At 52.1% G+C, this 22,998-nt stretch carries 20 protein-coding genes; 14 read left to right on the top strand and 6 right to left on the bottom strand.

The features are described 5' to 3' along the window. Positions 1 to 60: 60 nt before the first annotated feature. From ACIDE9_RS10160 to ACIDE9_RS10135, 6 genes are all read right to left on the bottom strand, one after another. Positions 61 to 699, bottom strand: coding sequence for a peroxiredoxin (locus ACIDE9_RS10160; protein ID WP_411994578.1), 639 nt, complete (start codon positions 697 to 699; stop codon positions 61 to 63). A 68-nt stretch (positions 700 to 767) separates the two neighbouring features. Then, positions 768 to 1,391, bottom strand: a complete 624-nt coding sequence (locus ACIDE9_RS10155; RefSeq protein WP_411994576.1) for a class I SAM-dependent methyltransferase — start codon at positions 1,389 to 1,391, stop codon at positions 768 to 770. Between the two features lie 72 nt (positions 1,392 to 1,463). Continuing rightward, complete coding sequence (locus ACIDE9_RS10150) at positions 1,464 to 2,492, bottom strand: ABC transporter substrate-binding protein (RefSeq protein WP_411994574.1); 1,029 nt, start codon at positions 2,490 to 2,492, stop codon at positions 1,464 to 1,466. Positions 2,493 to 2,666: 174 nt separating this feature from the next. After that, positions 2,667 to 4,508, bottom strand: a complete 1,842-nt coding sequence (locus ACIDE9_RS10145; protein WP_411994572.1) for an ABC transporter ATP-binding protein — start codon at positions 4,506 to 4,508, stop codon at positions 2,667 to 2,669. Then, positions 4,501 to 6,345: an ABC transporter ATP-binding protein gene (locus ACIDE9_RS10140; RefSeq protein WP_411994570.1), complete on the bottom strand. Its 1,845-nt coding sequence runs from the start codon at positions 6,343 to 6,345 to the stop codon at positions 4,501 to 4,503. The genes ACIDE9_RS10145 and ACIDE9_RS10140 overlap by 8 nt, the downstream gene beginning before the upstream one ends. Positions 6,346 to 6,427: 82 nt before the next feature. Then, positions 6,428 to 8,854: a TonB-dependent receptor gene (locus ACIDE9_RS10135; protein WP_411994568.1), complete on the bottom strand. Its 2,427-nt coding sequence runs from the start codon at positions 8,852 to 8,854 to the stop codon at positions 6,428 to 6,430. Between the two features lie 543 nt (positions 8,855 to 9,397). Here ACIDE9_RS10135 and ACIDE9_RS10130 point away from each other — a divergent pair. The 14 genes from ACIDE9_RS10130 (at position 9,398) to tatC (ending at position 22,994) form a co-directional block, all read left to right on the top strand. Next, a complete protein-coding gene (locus ACIDE9_RS10130) occupies positions 9,398 to 10,102 on the top strand; it encodes a class II aldolase/adducin family protein (protein ID WP_194754695.1) in 705 nt (234 codons plus the stop codon). Between the two features lie 67 nt (positions 10,103 to 10,169). Continuing rightward, entirely contained in the window at positions 10,170 to 11,498 is a 1,329-nt protein-coding gene (locus ACIDE9_RS10125) for an LLM class flavin-dependent oxidoreductase (RefSeq protein WP_411994565.1), read from the top strand. Between the two features lie 8 nt (positions 11,499 to 11,506). After that, the gene (locus ACIDE9_RS10120; RefSeq protein WP_411994563.1) at positions 11,507 to 12,049 is read left to right on the top strand and encodes a cytochrome b; all 543 of its coding nucleotides are present in this window, start codon (positions 11,507 to 11,509) and stop codon (positions 12,047 to 12,049) included. 239 nt (positions 12,050 to 12,288) lie between these two features. After that, the gene (locus ACIDE9_RS10115) at positions 12,289 to 13,350 is read left to right on the top strand and encodes a microcin C ABC transporter permease YejB (protein ID WP_411994561.1); all 1,062 of its coding nucleotides are present in this window, start codon (positions 12,289 to 12,291) and stop codon (positions 13,348 to 13,350) included. Positions 13,351 to 13,363: 13 nt separating this feature from the next. Further along, positions 13,364 to 14,425, top strand: a complete 1,062-nt coding sequence (locus ACIDE9_RS10110) for an ABC transporter permease (protein ID WP_411994559.1) — start codon at positions 13,364 to 13,366, stop codon at positions 14,423 to 14,425. Then, complete coding sequence (locus tag ACIDE9_RS10105; protein WP_411994557.1) at positions 14,425 to 16,026, top strand: ABC transporter ATP-binding protein; 1,602 nt, start codon at positions 14,425 to 14,427, stop codon at positions 16,024 to 16,026. Before ACIDE9_RS10110 ends, ACIDE9_RS10105 begins: the two co-directional genes overlap by 1 nt. Positions 16,027 to 16,042: 16 nt before the next feature. Then, positions 16,043 to 17,911 (top strand): extracellular solute-binding protein, encoded by a 1,869-nt coding sequence (locus ACIDE9_RS10100; protein WP_411994555.1) that lies wholly within the window; start codon positions 16,043 to 16,045, stop codon positions 17,909 to 17,911. A gap of 88 nt (positions 17,912 to 17,999) precedes the next feature. Continuing rightward, complete coding sequence (locus ACIDE9_RS10095) at positions 18,000 to 18,602, top strand: nitroreductase family protein (protein WP_411994553.1); 603 nt, start codon at positions 18,000 to 18,002, stop codon at positions 18,600 to 18,602. A gap of 48 nt (positions 18,603 to 18,650) precedes the next feature. Then, entirely contained in the window at positions 18,651 to 19,076 is a 426-nt protein-coding gene (locus tag ACIDE9_RS10090) for a bifunctional diaminohydroxyphosphoribosylaminopyrimidine deaminase/5-amino-6-(5-phosphoribosylamino)uracil reductase RibD (protein ID WP_411994551.1), read from the top strand. A 238-nt stretch (positions 19,077 to 19,314) separates the two neighbouring features. Then, the gene (locus tag ACIDE9_RS10085) at positions 19,315 to 20,379 is read left to right on the top strand and encodes an LLM class flavin-dependent oxidoreductase (RefSeq protein WP_411994550.1); all 1,065 of its coding nucleotides are present in this window, start codon (positions 19,315 to 19,317) and stop codon (positions 20,377 to 20,379) included. A gap of 20 nt (positions 20,380 to 20,399) precedes the next feature. Then, positions 20,400 to 21,560: an LLM class flavin-dependent oxidoreductase gene (locus tag ACIDE9_RS10080; protein ID WP_411994548.1), complete on the top strand. Its 1,161-nt coding sequence runs from the start codon at positions 20,400 to 20,402 to the stop codon at positions 21,558 to 21,560. Between the two features lie 184 nt (positions 21,561 to 21,744). Next, a complete protein-coding gene (gene tatA / locus ACIDE9_RS10075) occupies positions 21,745 to 21,918 on the top strand; it encodes a Sec-independent protein translocase subunit TatA (protein ID WP_047516589.1) in 174 nt (57 codons plus the stop codon). After that, positions 21,911 to 22,240, top strand: coding sequence for a Sec-independent protein translocase protein TatB (gene tatB / locus ACIDE9_RS10070; RefSeq protein ID WP_194754690.1), 330 nt, complete (start codon positions 21,911 to 21,913; stop codon positions 22,238 to 22,240). The genes tatA and tatB overlap by 8 nt, the downstream gene beginning before the upstream one ends. 7 nt (positions 22,241 to 22,247) lie before the next feature. Continuing rightward, positions 22,248 to 22,994, top strand: coding sequence for a twin-arginine translocase subunit TatC (tatC, locus tag ACIDE9_RS10065; RefSeq protein WP_411994545.1), 747 nt, complete (start codon positions 22,248 to 22,250; stop codon positions 22,992 to 22,994). Positions 22,995 to 22,998 lie beyond the last annotated feature (4 nt).

The following is a 22,998-nucleotide window of genomic DNA, read 5'->3' as shown; positions in this document are numbered from 1 at the left end:
CTCGGCAATACGTGTGGGTGGGGAGGGCCGGAGGTAACACCGGCCCGTTGTATCTACCGCTTATTTATTCGGTTGTGGTGTCAGGCGTAAGTAGGGCTTGACGGTTTTGTAGCCTTTGGGGAATTTGGTTTCAAGCACCACAGGGTCGGTGATCGACGGCAAAATCACGACATCCTGGCCGTCTTCCCAGTTGGCCGGGGTGGCGACGCTGTGGTATTCAGTCAGTTGCAATGAGTCGATGACGCGTAATAGCTCGTTAAAGTTACGCCCGGTGCTGGCCGGGTAAGTCAGCGTCAGGCGGATTTTTTTGTGCGGGTCGATGATAAATACAGATCGCACGGTGGCCGTGGTGCTGGCATTGGGGTGGATCAGGTCATACAAGGTCGAAACCTTGCGGTCGGCGTCGGCAATGATGGGGAACTGCACATCCGTGGATTGTGTTTCATTGATGTCCTTGATCCAGCCATGATGTGATTCAACCGGGTCTACCGAAAGGGCAATGGCTTTGACATTACGCTTTTTAAACGCTTCAGCAAGCTTGGCGGTGGCACCGAGCTCGGTGGTGCACACGGGCGTGTAGTCAGCCGGATGTGAAAACAGGATGGCCCAACTGTCGCCCAGCCATTCGTGGAAAGAAATCGGGCCCTGGCTGGATTGCTGTGTAAAGTCCGGGGCGATGTCACCTAGTCTGAGGGTCATGATAAAACTCCTTTTGCTTGATATGGTTGTTCGGTTGTGAGGGCTGGTGTTGGCATCAACTCGCAGCCTTAATGACAGTGAGCACGGTGCAGTGCCATGCCTGCTTTCTCCAGAATCAGTTCTATATGGTTAAAGCCAGCTTCTGCCAAAGATGATTGTTGTTCCAGGATGGACATGTATAGCTCGGTGTTGTTCATACCGCCTGTATCCGTATGATGATCGCAGAATAGGTAATTGCCATGCGGGTTGAGCAGCCTTTTGGCTTGAGTGTGCAGGGTGCTGGCGCGCGACTTATGGCGCAGTTCATGCACGGCTTGCATGGTCACGATCAGGTCGAATTGGCCTAGGCCTTGTACCCAGTTCGGGTCAAGAAAATCCCGTTCTAAAAACTGGATTGTTTTATTTGTTGAGCCCAGTCGCTGCCTGGCTAATGTGTGCATGGCTGGAGAAAAATCCAGCGCGATATATTGGCACTGTGGAAAGGTGTGTAACAGATGCTCGGCCAGAAAACCTGGGCCGGAGCCTAACTCCAGGATACGTATGTTTTTTTGTGTTGCCAGTTGTGTCGCAATGCACGCGAATGTTTCAATAAATTCGGTCCGCGCCGGGCGTTTGATGAAGGCCGTGCGTGCCCATTCCTCGGCATCGGCGGTTTGTTTTAAGTCAATGGGGCTGGGAATCTCGGCAATCATGTGTTATGTCAATTATTGGGGGGCGCAACAGGTACTGCCATCTGGCAATACCTGTTGCCATGCACTAATGCATTAAGCGGCTTTTTTCTTCAGGCGGAACACTTCTGCCAATGGTGCCGGGTCGATCCAGGCGTTAACATCGAAGTCACCCTTGAGGAAGCCCCATTCCAGCAGGAAGTTTTTGTAGCCTTCCAGCGCAGCAATTGCTTCAGCATCCAGGTTGGTACCTTGGTGCAGGTGTACATCATTGCCATAAGCCTTGCGTACCCATTCATCGGTAGAGCCTGACTCTTTGGCGATATAAGCCACGGTGTCGGCTTCGTGTTTGGCAGCCCATTCAGCCACATCAACTACACGGCTCAAAAAACGGACGACCAGGTCAGGGCGGTCGCGCAACAAGGCGGCATCCACTGTGATCGGGCGTGGGGCGCTGTTGTTGGCTCTGACTTTCGGGTCCGGATGGTTACGCACATCGTAAATGATGGTCACACCATGCTTGTCTACGCTTTCGTAGCCGCGCGCGCCTTTGACATAGATAGCATCGACTTCGCCACTTTTTAAGGCTTCATATTCTGGCGCGTAAGCCACGCGTGTGCCAGATGACCAGCCTATTGTTGGCGCTTGTTTTGGCACGGCAATATCGACCAGCTCTACGTCTTTTGGCGTCAAACCGGCGACTTCCAGCGTCACGACAATGCCACGCAAAGCGCTGGCGCGCTGGTGGTCGATGCTGATGTCATTTTTAGGCAAGGCGATACGTTTGCCTTTGAGGTCTTCTGGTTTGCTAATACCTGAGTTTGGCAACGTGACGATCAGTTGTGCTTCGTCTACCCAGTTGAGGCCGATGACTTTAGTATCTGTGCCCCTGGCTTTGGCCCAGATGGCTGGTACATTGCCGCCCTGGCGGAAAGAGTGCGGCAAGCGGTGGTCGTAGTGTGACTCCAGCAACTCTGGATCCTGGGTTTCCTGCAAGGTATTGATGGCGATGCCATCTTGCACAAATTCGCTGCTGATCCAGCCTTCGCGTGCGGCGAGGCCAAGTGGGGTGGGCACCGGGCAGCGGGTGTACCAAATGCTATCAATTTTGTTATCTGCGGACATGCTTGTCTCCTGATTGTGAGTGAATACGACTTGGGAACTCAATCAATTGCAGGAAGCGTGCCAGCAGGTAATTCTATTAATAATCAATGAGATAATGGTTTTTGTGTTGCGCGGGAACGGACACTTTGTTGCCTGTGCAACATCCGCTCCCGGCTAACTGTTGGTTTGACAGCATCAAGCGGCCAGGGTGGCTTCTGAGGCTTGTTGGTAGGCTTTGTATAGTCCTGAATAATGACCGTCCAGTGCAATCAGCTGGCCATGCGAACCTTTTTCTACCACCTGTCCATCGCGAATCACGGCGATGGCATCGGCATCACGGATGGTTGATAAACGGTGCGCGATGATGATGGCCGTGCGGCCCTCGCATAAGCGCCTGAAAGCAGTCTGGATTTTGCGTTCTGTTTGCAGGTCGACAGCTGACGTGGCTTCGTCCAGCACCAGGATGGCCGGGTTGGCCAGGTAGGCCCTGACTATGCACACCAGTTGCCGCTGGCCATGACTGAGGAATGCACCCAATGGCCCGACTTGCGTGGCATAGCTTTGTGGCAGGCGTTCCAGAATCTCGTCAGCACCTAGCTCTTTCACCGCGTGTATCAGTTCCGCATCACTGGCCTCGGGCGCGGCCAGGCGTAAATTCTCCAGCACGGTGCCGCTGAACAGGACATTATCCTGCAACACCAGGCCGACCTTGCGCCGCAGGCTGGTTTGCGCATAGTCTTTGACATTGACACCGTCGACCAGTACTTCGCCTGCATTCACTTCATAAAAGCGCGTCAGCAGTTGCACGATGGTGCTCTTGCCGTGGCCGGTCGGGCCAACAATGGCCAGTACTTGCCCGGCCGGGATGTCCAGGTTCAGGCCCTGAATCACGTAGTTAGGTGCCTGCGGATTGTATTTGAAATGCACATGGTTAAAAGCAACATGGCCACGTGCTGCAGGTAGTTGTGGAGTTGCCGGATCGACAATTTCCGGCTCGGTATCCAGCAACAGAAAAATACGTTGCGCTGAAGATGCGCCCGTAGAATAACGTTCAAACAGGTCATTCAATTCTTGTAATGGGCCTAGAAACAGTTGTACGTAAAACAGGCTCTGTGCAATTTGTCCAACCGTCATCTCGTGTTCGACAATGCCCAGGCTGCCGGTGGCCAGCAGAAACGCCATGCCCACGGTGCTCAGCACTTGTGTCAGCGGTAAAAACCAGCTGGACTTAAGGTTGCCTTTGATCAAAATGGTATTGAAGTCGTGCAACAACGCGCGGTAGCGGGTGGCGTTATCATCCTCAATCACGGTTTGCTTGATAATGCGTACGCCAGACACGGTTTCTACCAGATGGGTCGTGAAGCGCGCCCTGGCTTCGGCCACTTTGGCCCAGTTTTTTTCCGAAATACGCTTGAATAACCAGGTGGCGGCAAACAGCACGGGCACAATGCTGGCCAGGGCCAATAGCAACTTAGGTGAAATCACCCACAAGGCGACGCTGGCGACGACAAAGCGCAACAATGCTGACAGCAGTTCTGGCGGCCCTTGAATCAGTAGCGGCTCCAGTGCATCAATATCACGATCAGCACGCGAGATAATGCGCCCGGCTTTGGTCTGGTCGAAGTAGCGCATGCTCAGTTGTTGCAAGTGTGCGAACACCTGCACGCGCAAACTGTTGAGGATATGCACAGCCGCGCTGCCGGACTGGTATTGCGACAAGCCGGAAACGCCAAAACGCACGATCCAGCTGAGGCCCATGCCTATGCTCATCCACACTAGCAATGGTGTATTGAGGACGATGCCTTGCGCCGATTGAATGAAACCGTGGTCAATCACCTCGCGTAAAAACCAGGGGCGGATGAAAATCACGCCTACCAGCAAGGCCTCGAGCAAAATCACGGCGGTGACTTTACCTGAAACCTGTTTCAGTAATGGCAGCAGGCGCCAGAACATATTGCGGTCCAGGCTTTTTTTTGCCAGCGCCTGTTCCAGTTCAATGTCATTGAGGGCACGCTCTTGTCTTAATTTTTCAGCCATGTTGCACTCCAACTAAGTCGCGGTAAGCGACATGTGTTTGTATCAGGTCTTCATGTGTACCTTCGGCGATAATGCGTCCTTCTGCCAGCATGGCGACACGATCTGCCAGTAAAATAGTCGATAGCTTGCTGGCAATAATCAGCACGGTGATATTTTTGCCTGTGCTGTGGCGCAGGTTGCGGATGTTGTCTAGCACTTTGCGCTCGGTAATCGCATCCAGTGCGCTGGTTGAGTCATCCAGGACCAGTATTGATGGCGCCGATAAAAAGGCGCGTGCCAGGCTGATGCGCTGGCGTTGACCGCCAGACAGTGTGATGCCACGATCACCGATTTTGGTGTGCAGGCCATCGCTGAGTTTTTCTAGCACCCCATCGGCAGCGGCCAGATGCAACGCTTGCAACAACTCTTCATCGGTCGCATCCGGTTTAGCCAGGCGTAAGTTGGCCGCCAGCGTGTCAGAGAACAAGAAACTCTCTTGCGGCACGACATGCACAGATTTACGCAGCTGTTGCAGTTGTAAGGTTTTCACGTCATGCCAACCTGCCCAGGCCGAGCCGACCTCTACACTGCCGTGCTTGGCATCCAGCAGTCGCGGCAATAATCCGGCCAGTGAGCTTTTACCGGCACCGGTGGCGCCGACAATGGCCACGGTTTCGCCTGGGCTGACCTCCAGGCTGCAATGATGCAAAATCGCCTGGTCACTGTTGGGCGCCTGCGTGGTGACATTGCTTAAACGGAAGCCTAGCGCCTGCGTCGCCAGTGTGTGGGGGCCAGATAGGATACGTGGTTCTTCATCCAGCAGCTCCCAGATGCGGGTGGCCGATGAGCGGGCGTCAGCAAACACCTGCATCACGCGGCCTATGCCTTCGACGCGGAACACCAGGGCATTGGCGATCAGCAAGGCGGCCACCAATTGACCAATATTCAAAGCCCCTTGGCTGACCAGGTATGCGCCAAAAGCCAGAATCCATACCTGGCTGAAACCAATCACAATCTGCGGTAAAGGAATTTTTTTGGCGGCAAATGCCAGTGCGGTATGCGCATGGCTGACAAAGGTGTCGACCAGGCTGGCAAAGTGTTTGGTACGGGGAGATTCCAGCCCGAACGCCTTAATCACACGGATGCCATTGACGCCCTCACTGAGCTCCTGATTGACCTGGTCGTAGGCATTGCCGACTTCGCGGTCGAGAATCACCAGGGTGTTGGTGTGCTTGACGAACAACCACATGCCAGCCACCACCAGTAATAGTGTGCCCAGGCCGATCAATGGGTGATAAACACTGAGGACAGTCACAGAGATCAGTACCCAGATGCTAGCTTCGAATACCTGTCGCCAGAAGTTAATCAGGGCATCACGCACTTTGTCGGCATCGCGTGTGGTGCGCGTCACGATTTCACCAATGCCATGTTGCCAGTGATAGGCCAGGTCTAACCGTTGTACTTGGTGCAAAATGCGTTCGCGCAGGATGTATAGCAGCTCCTGGCCAATGATCAGTGACATCACGCCGCCCACATATTGCAAGACCGCGCGGCCAACCGCCACACCAATCAATAACGTCAGCCAGTGACGGGCATGGGAAAAGTCCAGCAGGCCCTGGGCATTGCGCGTGACGAATTCGCCGAGATGGATGGACTGCACAATCTGGCCGACCAGCCAGAGTTGCCATGCCATGCCCGCATTGACCAGGATAAACAGCAGGGCGGTGAAGCTGAATTGCCACGGCATGTAGGCGTACAAAGCCAGGCAGCGCAGCAAGGGTTGTTTGAATTGAAAAAAGGATGCACGCGCCAATGGCGCCTGAAAACCGTTTTCCTGTGTCTCGATATAGGACTTCAAGCAGTCCTCCTTTGTGGAATATCAATCAAAAAACGCCAGAACACACGAAGTGCCCTGGCGCTGACAAAGGTGCTACCAATGTTTAAAACGCGGCTGCGAAAGAAACACCAACGGTTCTCACTGCACCTTGATAGAGGTTGTCGCCAAAAACGCCCTGTGCCGCACTATATGAAGGGGTAGAGTGTTGCAGATAGTGCTTGTCGAACAGGTTGTTGGCATAGGCGGTCACCGTATATTTGTTACCCGGTGTCACATATGAAATACGTGCATTCACAATGGTGAAAGCCCCTTGTTCCAGCGCAGAACGATAGACGCCATTGGAGTCCACGCCCTGTGGTGTCACAAAGTAGTATTGTTTGGACAGGAAGCGTGCATCGCCACCGACCACCACTTTTGCACCGTTGTCGACATGGAAGGTGTAGGTCGTTAGCAGGTTGGCGGTGACGTTAGGTGCACGTACCAGGCGGTTGCCATTAAAGTTGCCACCATTATTGAGAATTTCGGCATCTTCATATTTTGTGCTTAATAGGCCGACGCTGCCATTAATAAACCAGTCGTTGGTTGGCAGTGCTTGTAATTCCAGTTCCAAACCGTATGTCTTGGCCTTGTTCACATTTTGCAAGTAAGAGACGGTTGCGCCCGCTAATGCGTTAAAGCCTACTACGTTCACCTGAACATCTTGATAGTCGTAGTAGAACGCAGTGGCATTGAAATTCAGGCGGCCTGCCAGCCATTCGGATTTATAACCTAACTCGTAAGAGTCCAGTTGTTCTGGTTTGACCTGATTCACCGCCGCCAGATTGGTTGCTGCCGTGTTAAAACCACCAGACTTGATGCCGTGCGCATACTTAAAGAATACGCGGTCTGTCGGGCTCAGCTTGAGTTCCGGTGTAAAGTCGTAACTCCAGCGATCCCAGGTGGCTGAGTCGCTGACACTGAAGGTGCCGGAGGTGAGTGTCCCTGCTGGAGAGAATGCCCCCGTATATGATTCCCACCAGCGGCCGAGGCTACTGTATGAACCAACGCCAGTCGAGCCTCTACGATTTAAATCATATTCTTTACGCTCGCGACTCCAGCTTAAGCCGGCAGATGTGGCGAAATCTTCTGTCCAGTTGTATGTGGTGTTACCAAACAATGAAAAGCTGGTCGTTTCATGCTTGAGAACGCTGTCATTGTAGGTAACGCTGGCACCTGAGCCTGCCGTACTGGCGTTTGCAACCTGAGCGGCTGGCAGTTTACCGGTTTGTGTCGCGCTATCAATATTTTCTCTAAACAGATGTACGCCAGCCAGCCAGTTCCATTGGTCTTCGCGTGGTGAGGTGATGCGGAACTCTTGCGATACCTGGCGTGTTTCACTGTCCACATGTTGGCGGGAAAGCTCCAGCGGTGTGTTGTCGTTATCGCTTAAGGATTCGTTTTTATAGCCTTCAAACCCGGTAATGGAGGTGAGTGCCAATTTGCCTACATTCCATTTGAAGTTCAGGCTGGCACCCGTTTGTGAGGTGTTGCTCCAGTTGTCTGCGTTAGTGCTGACATCGTTATAACCGGTGCTTGGTGCATAGCCACCACGTAATACGCCATTCGCGGCATAACTGTTGGTGTTGAGAATGGTGCCATCCGTTTTGTATTTGCGGTAATGCACATTCAACAAGGCTTCGGCATCGTCAGAAATCTTGCCCAATAATTGGCCGCGAATCGCACCGTCTTGCAGGCCACCATCTTTGGTGCCGTTAAAAATATTATTAAAACGGCCATCAATATCTTCCTGGTAGACCGAAATACGTGCGCCCAAACGGTCTTCAATCAACGGCACATTAAAACCACCTTGCAGTACTTTATCGTTAAATGTACCGTAATCGGCCTTGATATAGTCGTCGTTTTTGCCTTCTTTCAATGAAGGTTTTTGCGAGATGATATTCACTGCACCGCCTGTCGTATTCTTGCCGTATTTGGTGCCTTGCGGGCCGCGCAGTACCTCTACGCGCTCCAGGTCAAACAGCGGGAAGCCAGTCGCAGAGGCATTGCTGATATATACTTCGTCCTGGTAAAAACCAATCGGGCTGGCAAGATCGAGCTGTTGCTGGCCTGCACCAATACCGCGGATCCACCAGCGTGGACGGCCATGTTGCTGGCCAACAGCAGTGGCGTTAGGTACATAGTTAAAGACCTCTTGTGCAGAGCGGCCTACGCCCTGGTCCAGCAGGTCTTTGCCTTTAAGCACGGTGATCGGCGTAGCGATTTTTTGTGCGTTTTCTTTACGTCTGTTGGCTGTCACTGTGACGCTACCCAAGGAGGACTCTTGTGCCTGGGTTTCTTCAGGCTTTTTGTTCTCGGCAGTTTCTGACGTTTGGGCTTCTTGGCTTTCCACTACTTTTTCTTCTTCTGCCGCCCAGGCTGGATTCAATGCTAACGAGCCGGCAAAAGCACTTAATACAGCGGCTTTGACAGTTCTTTGTTTCCATACATTGCTCGGCTGTTGTCCGCCGATGGTGTCTTTAATTCTTTTCATAATGTTCCCTTGAGTTGAGATAGTGCACTTAAACAAGTGTTGTAACCTCAATGGCATGAATCATGCCAGTCATGCTTGTGGTTGTTAGTCTCATGATTTTTAAAGGAAAATTGTTTTTTTATGCATGGTGGACAAACGTGGCAATTGTTTTGTTAGCAACAATCCAGTCAAACAATTGTGGTCGCGAATGTTGCTGATGGAACACTTCTCGTGCCTGTCAGTGCTCTGTTTTCTTATGTCGCCAGAGGTGTTTTTTCGCGGCGATAAACGGTGGTGAAATATGTCATTACATCGTGTTGTGAGGTGACTGGCGGATTTGTTGTATCAGCAACAAAATATGGCCATTCTGTTGCCTGGCAAACAGAATGATGTTGATTGTGGCGTGGTGAAAGTTTTTAGATCTGGCAGCTAAGGTGATCATCTAATGATTAAAAATCAATGACCTACAGCATCGCTGCCCTGGTTCGATAGCGCGATACCTGCGTTGGCATGTTGTTTGCAGCGGGATAGTCGGCAAAACCATCTAAAACAGGAGACTAAACCATGAGCGACATCGTCACAGAAGCAGATTTAATTAAATATGTAGAACAGGCCAAGGCTGACGCTTTGCATTCGTTCAACTTTCTGAAAGAAACCGGTACCTTGTCGGCGACCTGGACTTACCATATCACGCACAAAATTCCTGGCCAGGATAAGTTGCTGAATATCCGCTTTCCATGGCCATGGGAGCGTTCGCGTGATCCGGTCGTGAGCATTGATACGTTCTCTGAAAAGAAAGATCATATCCTGCACGAGTCGCGCATTGATGCCGACACTGTGATTCACGCACACACGCCTTACCTGGCCGCATGGTCACTGGCACAAATCAACTTCCCGATTTTGTATGTCGCCGCGCAACGTTATTTGCTGGCACGTGAGATTCCTAACCACCTCGACCGCACACGCAGCGTGTTGTCGATTATTTCCGAGCGCCTGGATCAACATCCTGAGCTGGCACCCCCCCCTGCTTTGCTGGAATCCAACGGCGGCGCCAATATCTGGGGCAAAGGCATTATCGGTACTTCGCAATTGGTTCTGCTGATTGAAGAAGCTGCACGCTTCCAGTCACTGGCCGAGCAAATTGGTGGTGCCAAAGAGTACACCCCAGGCGCACTTGAGGTGCAGTGGAAGCGCACCGGCCTGGTAGAGAAAGCCAAGCAATATTCAGGTCGTTTTATTGCCGATCTGCTCAAGCAAAAAGCAGCTTAACTTCATTCACCTGTGAGTCGGGAGCAAGGTCAGCTTGCGCCCGACTTTTTATTGAAAGCGCACAATCGTGAGTCAACCCAAAAACAGACAACTGGTTTTAAATGTATTTTTACTGCGTTATGGGCACCATCCGGCAGGCTGGTTGCACCCGACCTGGACCGAGAATGGCCGTCCGGATTTGCAGTGGTGGATACGCGCAGCCCAGATCGCCGAGGCCGCCAAGTTTGATACTTTTTTTGTGGCTGACTTTATTGGTCGCTCGGGCTTGATAGACAAACAGGCAGTCAAAAACCCGAACAACTTTCACTTCGAGCCATTCACCTTGTTATCCGCGATTGCCGCACACACCAAAAATATCGGGTTGGTTGCGACAGTGAATACTAACTTCTCTGACCCCTACAATGTCGCGCGCCAGTTTACTTCGCTTGATCACCTGAGCGGTGGCCGTGCGGGCTGGAACGTGGTATCGTCATTGAACCCGGTCACGGCCAAAAACTTTGGCATAGAAGCACCGATTACCCATGAGGAGCGCTATGCGCGCGCCAGTGAGTTTATCCAGTTAACCAAGGCCTTGTGGGATAGCTGGGACGACGATGCCTTTGACCACCCTAACCGCCAGAGCGGGCAATTTTATGATCCGGCTTCGGGCCATCCGGTCAATTTTAACGGCCAGTATTTCAAGTCAGAAGGCCTGCTGGATTTCCCACGACCGATTCAAGGCTACCCGGTATTTGTGCAAGCAGGTAATTCTGACACTGGCCGTGAGTTTGCAGCACGCGAAGCGGAGATGACCTATAGCTCTGCGACCTCTTTGGAAGTCGCCAAGGCCTATTATGCTGACGTGAAATCACGCATGGCCAAATATGGCCGCGCTGAAGACCAGCTCAAAATTACGCCTGGCCTGAATGTTGTCGTCGCTGAAACTGACCAGGAGGCGCAAGACAAATATGGTGAGTTGCAGGCACTGGTTGATTTCTCTGACCTCGAATTCGGCGGCCAGGATTTATCTCAATATCCACTCGATGGCCCATTGCCAGATTTACCTTATGACCCAGGTGAAAATGGCCGTGGCCGTTTCCAGCAGCAACTCGAATTAGCCAGGCGTGAGAACCTGACGATTCGTCAACTGGTGCTGAAATTCCGCGTGGCGCGTGGCCATTTGCAAGCCATCGGCTCGGTTAAAACCGTGGCAGACACCATAGAGCAATGGTTTGTCGAAAAAGGGGCCGATGGCTTTAATGTGGTGCCGCCATATTCAATCAAAGGCCTGGAAGATTTTACGCGTCTGGTGGTGCCAGAGTTGCAACGCCGTGGCATCTTCCGCAAGGAGTATGAAGGCAAAACCTATCGCGAAAACCTGAGCTTGAACCGGCCACACAATCCGCATACAAAATAAGGGGTTATATGCATACACTCGTTCCCAAACGATATAACAACACTGCCATTGTGTTGCATTGGCTAGTTGCCGTATTGATTATCGGCCTGCTCGTGGTTGGCTTTTTTATGCCAGAGCTGCCTAAAACCCCGTTACGCAAACTGATTTACAACTATCACAAATCATTCGGGCTCATTGTGTTTGCGCTGGTGCTGTTCAGGATTTACTGGCGGCTCACGCATGCTGTGCCAGAGCATGTGCCCGGTAGCCGCTGGCAGGTGCAATTGGCGCATTACGCCCATATTGTTATTTATGCGCTGATCCTGATTGTGCCTGGCGTAGGGTTGCTTGCCAGTGCATTCAATCACGGTTTTAACCTGTTTGTATTTCACTGGGAGCCACTGTTTCCAGTCGATAAGGATCTGGCGCACCAGATCATGGGCTGGCATGGTGTGACGGCCTATGTGCTGGCTGGATTGTTGAGCCTGCACCTGGCCGCGTTTGTCTGGCACCAGTTCGTGCAAAAAGATGGCCTGATCCGCCGCATCTGGTTTACCACGCCTAATCACTGATTCAGTGTTTCTTTAAATGTATTTCCTGCAACAGCTGCCATCCGCAGCTGTTGGCAGCGCATCACACGTCCTGTTCCACTTCTCTTGTGCTCTTATCTTTAGATGTCTTTAACCTTTTGATTTTAAATAAATAAGTTTAATTTAGTTGTCGCCTGAGAAAGAAATCAACAGTTGGTACGGAAACTGCAATACCTCATCGATCTGATGTAGTCATCAACCTTGATCTCTTAGAAAATAATATGTGGCATTACCTGTTAAAACGTTTGCTGATGATGATCCCCACCCTGATCGGGGTGATGACACTCACTTTTCTGGTGACCCAGTTTGTGCCCGGTGGCCCGGTCGATAGTGCCATTGCGCAAATCAATGCACAAGACACACACTCAGGTGCTGATGGTTCTGCCAGCACAGGTGGCTGGAGTTACAGTGGCAGGCAGGGCATTGATACGCAGCAGGTTGAACAACTCACTGCTTTGTATGGGTTTGATAAGCCTGTGCTGGAACGTTACTGGCAGATGCTGGTGAATTATGCCCGCTTTGACCTGGGTGAGAGTTATTTCCGTAATCAGAGTGTCTGGGATCTGATTAAGGATAAATTAGGTGTTTCAGTGGCACTGGGCATCTGGACGTTTACGCTGACCTACCTGATTGCCGTGCCATTAGGCGTCGCCAAAGCGGTCAGGGCTGGGAGCAGTTTTGACTTTATCACCAGTTTCCTGGTGCTGTTTGGTTATGCTATCCCTGGTTTTGTATTAGGCGTGCTGTTGATTGTACTGTTTGGCGGGGGGTCGTTCTGGGACGTGTTTCCGCTGCGTGGTTTAACTTCGGATAACTGGGCGGAACTCGGCCCGTTGGCCAAAACCACCGATTACTTGTGGCATATCACTTTGCCGGTGACGGCTTCCGTCGTCAGCACGTTTGCGTTCAAAACACTGCTGACGAAAAACACCTTTCTTGAAGAAATCCGCCGCCAGTATGTGCTGACCGCACGCGCTAAAGGTTTGTCCGAGCGCCAGGTGTTGTGGAAGCATGTGTTCAGAAATGCTTTACTGCCCTTGATCACGGGCTTCCCTGCTACGTTCATCATGGCTTTTTTTACCGGCAGCCTGCTGATTGAGACGTTGTTCTCGCTGGATGGCCTGGGCCTGCTTTCATTTGAATCCATCAATAGCCGTGATTACCCGGTGGTACTGGGCACGCTATATCTGTTTACCTTGGTGGGATTGTTCATCAAGTTGCTGGGCGATTTTGCTTACGTATTGGTGGATCCCCGCATCAAGTTTGATCGTCAAGATTCGTAAGGCCGGAGTCATCATGAGTCAAGTTATTCCCCATCTTTCTCCTGCCCGTCGTAATTGGCAGCGTTTCAAACGCAATCGCCTGGGATACTGGAGCCTGATTGTATTTGTGGCACTGTATGTGCTCAGCCTGGCCGGGGAGGTGATCTCCAATGACCGTCCGCTGGTGGTGCATTATGAGCAGCAATGGTATTTCCCTTTGCTCAATGAGTATCCGGAATCTGTCTTCGGCGGCAATTTACCTATTAAGGCCGACTACCATGACCCGTTTATCAAGGCGCAACTGAGCAAAGCGGGCAATTTTGCTATTTACCCGCTCAACCCTTATTACTACGACACGCTCAACTATTTTTCCAAGGCCGAGCATTATCCTGGCAAGCCGGATGATGAAAACCTGCTAGGTACCGATATTGCCGGTTATGACATCCTGGCCAGGCTTATTTATGGCTTCCGCGTCTCAGTCACGTTTGCGCTAGGCCTGACTGCGGTGGGTGTTGTGCTGGGGATCTTTTTTGGTGCCGTGCAAGGCTATTTTGCTGGCAAGACCGACTTGGTGATACAGCGCCTGATTGATATCTGGGGCTCCATGCCAGAGCTGTATCTGCTGATTATTTTTGCCTCGATTTTTGATCACAGCTTGCTGTTGCTGTTTGGATTGTTGTCGCTGTTCGGCTGGATCACTTTGTCTGATTATGTGCGCGCCGAGTTTTTGCGTAATCGCCAGCTTGAGTATGTGAAGTCTGCCAGGGCGCTGGGCTTATCCAACACACAGATTATCTGGCGCCATATTCTGCCTAACAGCCTGACACCGGTGATCACCTTTTTACCGTTTCGTATGAGCGCCGCCATTATGGCGCTGGCCAGCCTGGATTTTCTTGGCCTGGGCGTGACCGCACCGGCGCCCAGCCTGGGGCAGCTGCTGCTACAAGGCAAGGAAAACCTCGACGCCTGGTGGATTGCATTGTCTTCTTTTAGTGTGCTGGTACTGACCTTGCTGTTACTGACTTTTACCGGCGAGGCGCTACGTAATGCGCTGGATACCCGCATTTCTGATGCCAGACAAGGTGGGGCGTTGTAATGACACAGCCATTATTATCCATAGAGAATTTCTCGGCCCGTTTTGACCAGAAAACCGTGGTTGAACAACTGAACCTGAGCATACAAGGCGGCGAGCGGCTCGCATTGGTAGGTGAGTCTGGCTCGGGTAAAACCGTGACGGCACTCTCGATTTTAAAGCTGGTCGAAGCGGCGCAGTTGAGCGGCAAGATCGTGTTTAACGGCGAAAACCTGCTGCAAAAATCCGCGCGTGACATCCAGCGTGTACGTGGCGCCGATATTGCCATGATTTTCCAGGAACCGATGACGGCGCTCAATCCGTTGTTCACCATTGGCGAACAGATTGTGGAAACCATCGTTGCGCATCAGGCCTTGTCACGTGCTGAAGCAACGCAGAAAACGCTGGAATTGCTCACACGCACCGGCATCCGCCAGTCGGAAAAAAACATCAACAGTTATCCGCACCAGTTATCGGGCGGCCAGCGCCAACGCGCCATGATCGCCATGGCCTTGTCTTGCAAACCCAAACTGCTGATTGCCGACGAGCCGACCACCGCACTGGATATGACCATCCGCGCACGCATCGTCAAATTACTGATTGATATTCAGGAAGAGGACGTACGTGAGAATGGCGAGCAGGCGATGGCGATTCTGCTGATTACGCATGACCTCAACCTGGTGCGTAAATTTGCGCACAGGGTGGCGGTGATGGAGCGTGGCCGCCTGGTGGAAACCGCCGATACGCAAACCTTGTTTGCGCAGCCGCAACATCCTTACACCATTAAGCTGATCAACAGCATCCCTGAACGTAATGTGTTACCCGTGGCCAGTGATGCTAAAACCTTGTTGGAGGCACGCAAACTGCGCGTGGAGTACCCCTTGCCCCGCAAAGGTTGGCGTGGTTTGTTGCAATCACACAGTTTTACTGCCTTGCATGGCGCAGATGTGACGCTGCGTGAAGGTGAAACTGTAGGCATCGTTGGTGAGTCCGGTTCAGGCAAATCGACACTGGCGCAGGCTGTGCTCAACCTGATCAAGGTCAAGTCGGGCACCATCGAAGTTGATGGCGCACCGCTGTATCAACTGAGCAAGCGTTTGCAGCGCGAAATGCGCGCCAGGTTGCAAGTGGTATTCCAGGATCCGTTTGGCTCATTGTCACCGCGGCAGACCGTCCGCCAGATTGTCGGCGAGGGGCTGGAGTTGCATTTCCCAGCGCTGACTGCCGAAGAGCGTTACACACGCATTGTGCAGGTGCTGTCCGAAGTGGGCCTCAGTGCACAGGTACTGGATTCTTACCCACATGAGTTTTCTGGCGGCCAGCGCCAGCGTATCGCGATTGCGCGCGCATTTGTGCTGTCGCCCAAAGTCGTCATTCTCGATGAGCCGACTTCAGCGCTGGATGTGTCGATCCAGAAACAGGTGCTGGAATTGCTGGTGAGCCTGCAGAAGAAGTTTGGGCTGAGTTATTTGCTCATCAGCCATGACCTGGCCGTGATCCAGGCGCTCGCGCACCGCGTGTATGTGCTCAAGGATGGCGAAATCATTGAGTCCGGCGATACCGAGAAAATCATACACACGCCACAGCATCCTTATACACAGTCACTGGTGCAAGCCTCGCTTTAATCAAGATAAAAACAATATGCATATTCGATCCAATCACTCTTTATTGCCCTGGGCCTTGCTGATGGCGTTGTCTTTTGTGACAGGGGTTATGCTGCCTATGGATAGTGCTTTGTCTGCGCACGCCGTGGCCCAGTTTGGCGAGCCAAAATATCCAGCCGATTTCAAACATTTTGACTATGTCAATCCTGACGCCCCTAAAGGCGGCCAGATTCGTTTTGCCGTGATCAGCCAGAACAGCGGCTTTGATAAATTCAATCCATTCAGCCTTAAAGGCAAGCCCGCCCCCGGCCTGATTGAACAGATGTTTGAAACACTGACGGTATACAGCCTGGATGAGATCAATACGCAATATGGCTTGCTGGCCGACGACATCAAGCTGGCGCCGGATTTCAGTGCCGTGACGTTTCATATCAATCCGTCTGCCAAGTTCTCCAACGGTGACCCGGTCACGGCCAAAGAGGTCAAATATTCGTTTGATACCTTGACCAATAAAGAAGGCAATCCACGCTTTAAAGCCTATTTTGCCGAGATCAAGTCACTGACAGTGATTGATGCACAAACCGTGCATTTTGAATTCAAGCGCAAAGGCCGGGACCTGTCATTTGTCGCCGGCAGCCTGCCAATTTTCTCACCCAAGTGGGGGTTGAAAGCGGATGGTAGCCGTGTGCCATTTAACAAGATCGGCCTGGAAATTCCCGTCGCTTCCGGCCCCTATTTAATCGAGCGTGCCGTCAGTGGTCAGGGCGTGACGTATAAACGCAATCCTGCCTACTGGGGGGGGCAGGTGCCTGCACGCGTTGGCAGCTATAACTTTGAACGTGTCATTTACCGCATCTATAAAGACACTGACACCATGGTGGCTGCCTTGCGCGCCGGGGATTTTGACTTCCTGAGTGAAAACAAGATGCGCTATTGGTGCTGCCAGTATATTGGTAAACGCTTTGATGAAGGCGAACTGGTCAAAGAACTGGTGCCGCACCAGAACCCGGTTGCCATGAATGGCTGGATTGTGAATCTGCGCCGTGAAAAGTTCCAGGACCCGCGCGTGCGGCTGGCCTTGAATTACGCCATGGATTTTGAGTTCATGAACCAGAAAATTTTTGATAATGAATTCAAGCGTGTGAATAGTTATTTTGCCTATAGCCCCTTGGCGGCCAAGGGCGTGCCTAGCGCGGAAGAGTTGGCGATTCTGGAACCTTACCGTGCACAGTTGCCGGCAGAGGTGTTCGGCCCCATGCTGGAACAGCCCAATACCAAACCACCCGGCAGTATCCGCCAAAGCCTGACCAAGGCGCTGGAATTACTTGGCCAGGCCGGTTGGCATAACCGCGATGGTGTGTTGCGCAACGCCAAAGGCGAACCGTTTGTGATTGAGGTAACTTTTGCTAACCGCGGGCAGACGCCTTATATGGATCCCGTATGCTTGAATATGACCAAGCTGGGAATGATAGTCGTCAAACGGGTGGCGGATGCGGCTACCGCGCGCAGCCAGATGAATAAGTTTGATTATGATTACACGACCATTGCATTACGCGAGGCCAGAATGCCGGGCGCTGAACTTTGGCGTAACTTCAATAGCCAGGATGCTGATGTCCCAGGCTCGGAAAACGTGATCGGCGTGAAATCGCCGGTGCTGGACGCGCTGATCCAGAAGTTGCTGAATGCAGATAGCCAGCATGAGCTGGAGATTGCCGCGCATGCGCTCGACCGCGTCTTGGTGCACAGCCATTACGTGATTCCCTGGCGCTACCTGACCAAGCACTATCTTATTTACCACCACCGCCTGCAACGCCCACAGCAACTCCCTAAGTATTATGGTGCTCAAGAGTGGGTGCTTGCCTACTGGTGGGATAGTCATGCAGCCATACCAACGTCCTCGCATTAAAAGCAAACATTCTGTGATTGCTCACATTTTCATGGGATGCACGAGTGATGCAATTTGACCTATTTTGAGATGACATCCGGAGAGTCATATGACACAACAATCTAATCGACATGCGCCACATCCAGTGGATTCAATCTTTATTGACCGCTGGTCACCGCGTGCCTACACAGGTGAGGCGATTGATGACGCCAGCTTGCTGAGCCTGTTTGAAGCCGCGCGCTGGGCACCTTCAGCCAATAATTCCCAGCCCTGGCGCTTTATTTATGCCAAAAATGGCTCGGCACATTGGGGGGATTTGTTTGCATTACTCAACGAAAACAATCAGCGCTGGGTCAATCGTGCCGCCGTGCTGATTGCACTGGTTTCCAAAAAGACGCATGTACGCCCGGGCGAGACTGCAGCCTCGCCGTTAAAAAACCATTCTTTAGATGCCGGCGCAGCCTGGGCAAGCCTGGCTTTTCAGGCCTATCAACTGGGCTGGCGCACACGGGCAATTGGTGGCTTTAACCGTGACGCTGCGCCAGAAGTATTAGGCGTGCCAGAAGGCTACCAGGTAGAAATCCTCATTGCGGTAGGTAAGCAAGCGGATAAGTCGGTATTGCCTGAAGACTTTCATGAGCGCGAACAACCTACACCGAGAAAACCTGTCGAAAAGTTTATTGCTGAAGGCAAGTTTAGCTTCGCTGAATAATCATTTCACGGGAGCATCATTGTTGTGTCCTCATTCTGCGAATATTTTATGCACCATGCCTTGCGGGTAGGCCGTCAGGCATGGCCTGCCTGCAGACCCGCCTCGCCTGTTGGCTGCATACTGGTGAAAGAGGGTAGGGTGGTCGCCAGCGGCTATACCCAGCCACCTGGCAAACCGCATGCGGAAGTCATGGCGCTTGCCAGATTTACAGGTGATTTGTCTGAGGTCACTGTCTATATGACCCAGGAACCATGTGTATTGCATGGCAAAACGCCATCGTCTGCACAAGTGCTGGCGTCCAGCGGCATCAAGCGTGTGGTGATTGCCATGCTTGATCCGGATCCGCGTCATGCCGGTGCGGGCGTTGGAGTTCTCAGGGCGGCAGGGGTTGAGGTGATTGTTGGTGTGCTTGAGCCGCAAGTACGTAAGGAGTTTGCGGTCGCCTTTGCTGGGAGCGTCTCCAAGTTGGTATAACAACACTTGCGACATGCAAGGTGTTGCTTTACCAACAATGCTGTTTCGTTTGACGAAGGTCTAGCGTTGGTGAACGCTGCTCATTAAGACTAAATTTAATTCATATTCAAGGAGATAGGGCAGTTTTTATTCATTTTTAACTGTGCGCTGACAGTTGGCACGGAACATGCCAATAACCCTTTGTAGAGACCTATTTGCAATAGGCAGGCGCAGAGCCTGCGAAACAAAGGAGACACTTATGGCGAATCAATTTTATTGGCAACTACCCACATCTGGGGATGCGCGCTATGGCAATGCCACCAAACAGCGTCGTGGTGAAGCCTCGGATCCACACTATCCTGTGTTCGGCAATGGGATTACTGACCCGCGCCGCAATGCCTTCAGCTATTTCGATTACATTCACCAAGTGACCAAAGCGGCGGATCTCGCCGGTTTTCAGGGCGTGTTTATTCCCGATAACCCTGATGGTGAAGAGCCATGGATTGTGGCTGGCTATGTGGCACGCAGTACGCAACGCCTGAAATTACTCACCCAGTTTGATGCCTCACGCGGCTCAGCTGTCTATGCCGCCAAAAATGCCGTGAGTTTCCAGCGGTATACCGGTGGCCGTTTTGCCTGGCATATCACCGAAGGTAGCAGCGACGAACATACGCGTAAGCAATTGGGCGACTTTGTGCCTAAAGCCGATATTCTGGCGCGCATTGACGAGTTTATTACGGTGGCTAAAGGGGTGCTGACGACGTTCCCATTTAATTTTGTGGGCCGCTTTTTTGAGGTGCAAGATGGTGGTTTTCAAGGGCCGTTATCCGACCGTGAAGTGCCCAGCATTTATTTAGGCGGCAACAGTGCAGAACAGCTTGAGTTGTCTGCCAGGCACGCAGATGTACATGTCTTGGATGCGGCGAGTCATGAAGCGATTGCGCAGCAAATCGCCGCCTATCACAAGCTGGCACAAGGCCGCGCAGTTGCGTTTTCGTTGCGCATTGATGTGCTGGCGCGTGAAACACGCGAAGAGGCGTTAGAAGATGCCAAACGATTTTTGACCCAAACGGGCGCAACGATTCCTGCCGATGATTCCGCATTGTTATGGCCTGGGTTTGCTGAGCAGCATACAGGCGCCAAGGCTTCGTTGATTGGTAGTTACGATGAAGTGGCCGCTGCATTGGCCGCTTACGCGCATGTGGGCGTGACGCAATTTGTGCTGGCAGCAGTGCCGCATTTTGAAGAGGCTTACCGTGTCGGTACCCATGTGTTACCACTGGTACGCCAGTTAACCAATCCTGCGCACAAGCAAGCTGCTTAAGTATTGATAAGGAGAAAAGAATGAGCATAGATGTTTTTTGGAGAATACCTACGCATGGCGAACCCGGTTCACATCGGGCAAGAGATCCATTCCGCGGTGACTGGTTTCCCGGCAACGACAACAAAACCCTGAGTGGGTTGGGTGGTGGCGGTGACGATGGTTTTACCTACATCGACTATCTGGCAGAAATTGCCCGTGCCGCTGAAATTTCCGGCTTTCAGGGTGGCTTGATTCCTTCTTTCCCTAATACAGATGAGCCCTGGGTGATTTCTGCTTTCCTGGCGCGTGAAACTAAAAACTTCCGCTTCATGATTCCGTTCCAGCCAGGCTTCCTCAACCCGGTGGTAGCCGCGCGCATGACGGCCAGTTTGCAACGTGCCACCGGCGGCCGTGCGCTGTATAACGTCATTACCGGTGGTGGTGGTCCGTCACAATTGTGGTGGGGTGACCCGGTGAAACATGATGACCGTTATGGCCGCACCACTGAGTTTTTGGATGTGCTTAAAGGTATCTGGGCAGGTGGTCCATTCTCTTACAATGGCCAGTTTTACCAGGTTGAAGATGCAGGCCTGCCTGACCCGTTATCTAAAGAAGAGTACCCAGAGATTTACTTCTCCGGCTCTTCTGATGCAGCGCTGGCGTCGGCCTCTAAACATGCGGATTACTATTTGTCATGGCTGGAACCTTTGGATTTAATCAAAGAAAAATTTGCCCGTGTCAAAGAGCGAACTGATCATCTGGGACGCAAGATCAAGTGCTCCATTCGTGTCGATATCGTTGCGCGTCCAACTGAGGAAGAAGCTTGGCGCGAAGTCAGCCGTGGCTTCGATAATATCCCCAAAGAGGTGCTGGACCGCTATATAGCACAAAACGCTGGTGATTCTGTCGGTGCCAACCGTCAGCGCGGCCTGCGTCCACAAACCATTAACAGCTATAAGGACTTTATCCTGTCACCTAATATCTGGACCGGTTTCAGCCTGCTGCGCGGTGGCCAAACCCTGGGCATTGTCGGTAGCTATGAAAACGTGGCGGCCAGATTGGACGAGCTGGTGCAGTTAGGTACGGATGCCTTTATCCTGGCCAGCACGCCGCATCTGGAAGAAGCGTATCGTGTCGGCGAAGAGGTGTTGCCGCTGGTACGTGGAAAATCCGGCGCAAGCAATTTGCGCGCAGTCGCCTAGCACCGGCAATAGGTTGTTTAAAGCCCTCATGATGTTTGTCATGAGGGCTTTGTTCTTTTGAGGCGTGGATTTATGCGCCAGGCAGAAGCGCGGGTGAAGGTTATGCCAATTTTTACTAACTCAAGCGCTTGTTATGGCGGATGATTGCAGCAACCATCTATGAACACATAACAGGGGATTTGACATGGGAAGTTTTAGTATTTGGCATTGGGTCATTGTGTTGGCCGTCGTGACCATGGTGTTTGGCACCAAGCGGTTGCGTAACCTGGGGGGCGATGTGGGTGGCGCGGTGAAAAGCTTTAAAGAAGCCATGAACGAGCAACCCGCTGCCATCGAGGATCAATCCAAGCATGTTTGAGGTCGGGTTTTCTGAAATCATCGTCATCGTCGTGGTGGCGTTGATTGTGATCGGCCCCGACAAACTGCCGAAGCTGGCCAGGACTTATGGCTTGCTGTATGGCCGTGTGCAACGCTATATCTCTGGCGTGAAGCAGGATATTGACCGCCAGGTGGCGCTGGATACCATGAAGAAAGCCACGGCTGATGCGCAGCAGAAGCTGCTGTCTATGCAATCTACCTTGATTGATGTGCATACAGAAATTGAGGATATGGTGCTGCCGCCAGCCGCCACCAAACCCGCACCACCGGTGCCAGTTGCAGAGCCAGTCGCTTTAAAGTAAAACCAAGATGGAACACACCGATACTCTCAGCCATTTTTACGAGTTACGCACGCGCTTTATCCGCATCTTGCTTGGCCTGGTGCTGGCCGCATGCATTACCGTGCCATTCGCCAATGAGTTGCATCAGTTTTTTGTGGCGCCTTTGCTGAGCCAGTTGCCAGCAGGGGGCAGGATGATTGCCACTTCTGTCACGTCTCCATTCATGATTCCGCTGAAGATTGCCTTGTATGTGGCGTTTGTATTGAGCCTGCCGCACACTTTGTACCAACTGTGGAAGTTTGTGCAGCCAGGGCTGTATCCAAAAGAAAGGTTCATGAGCGTGCTGGGCGTATTGGCCAGTTTGTCGCTATTTATGCTTGGCGCCTGTTTTGCCTTTTATGTGGTGATCCCGGTGGTGTTTAAGTTTATTATCGGTAGCGCGCCAGCAGGGGTGGCAGTGATGACGGAAATCGGTAATTACCTGGATTTTCTCATCTCCATCACACTGGCATTTGGGGTGTCTTTTCAAACACCGATTATCGTCGTGGCGATTGCCTACATGGGACTTGTCGAATTACAGACTTTGAAAGAAAGTCGCGGTTATATGATTGTCGGCGCATTTGTCGTGGGGGCTATTTTTACCCCGCCAGATATCATTTCGCAATGCATGCTGGCAATTCCGCTGTGGTTGTTATATGAGCTGGGTTTGCTGGTGGCGCGTGTATTGATTTACCGTCGCAATCGTGCAGAAATGGCGATGCTGCCAAACCATTAAGAGT

Origin of the sequence: Methylophilus sp. 'Pure River' (genome assembly GCF_046765995.1) — a bacterium.
Taxonomy (GTDB): domain Bacteria; phylum Pseudomonadota; class Gammaproteobacteria; order Burkholderiales; family Methylophilaceae; genus Methylophilus.
This window is presented reverse-complemented; position numbering and strand designations above follow the sequence as displayed.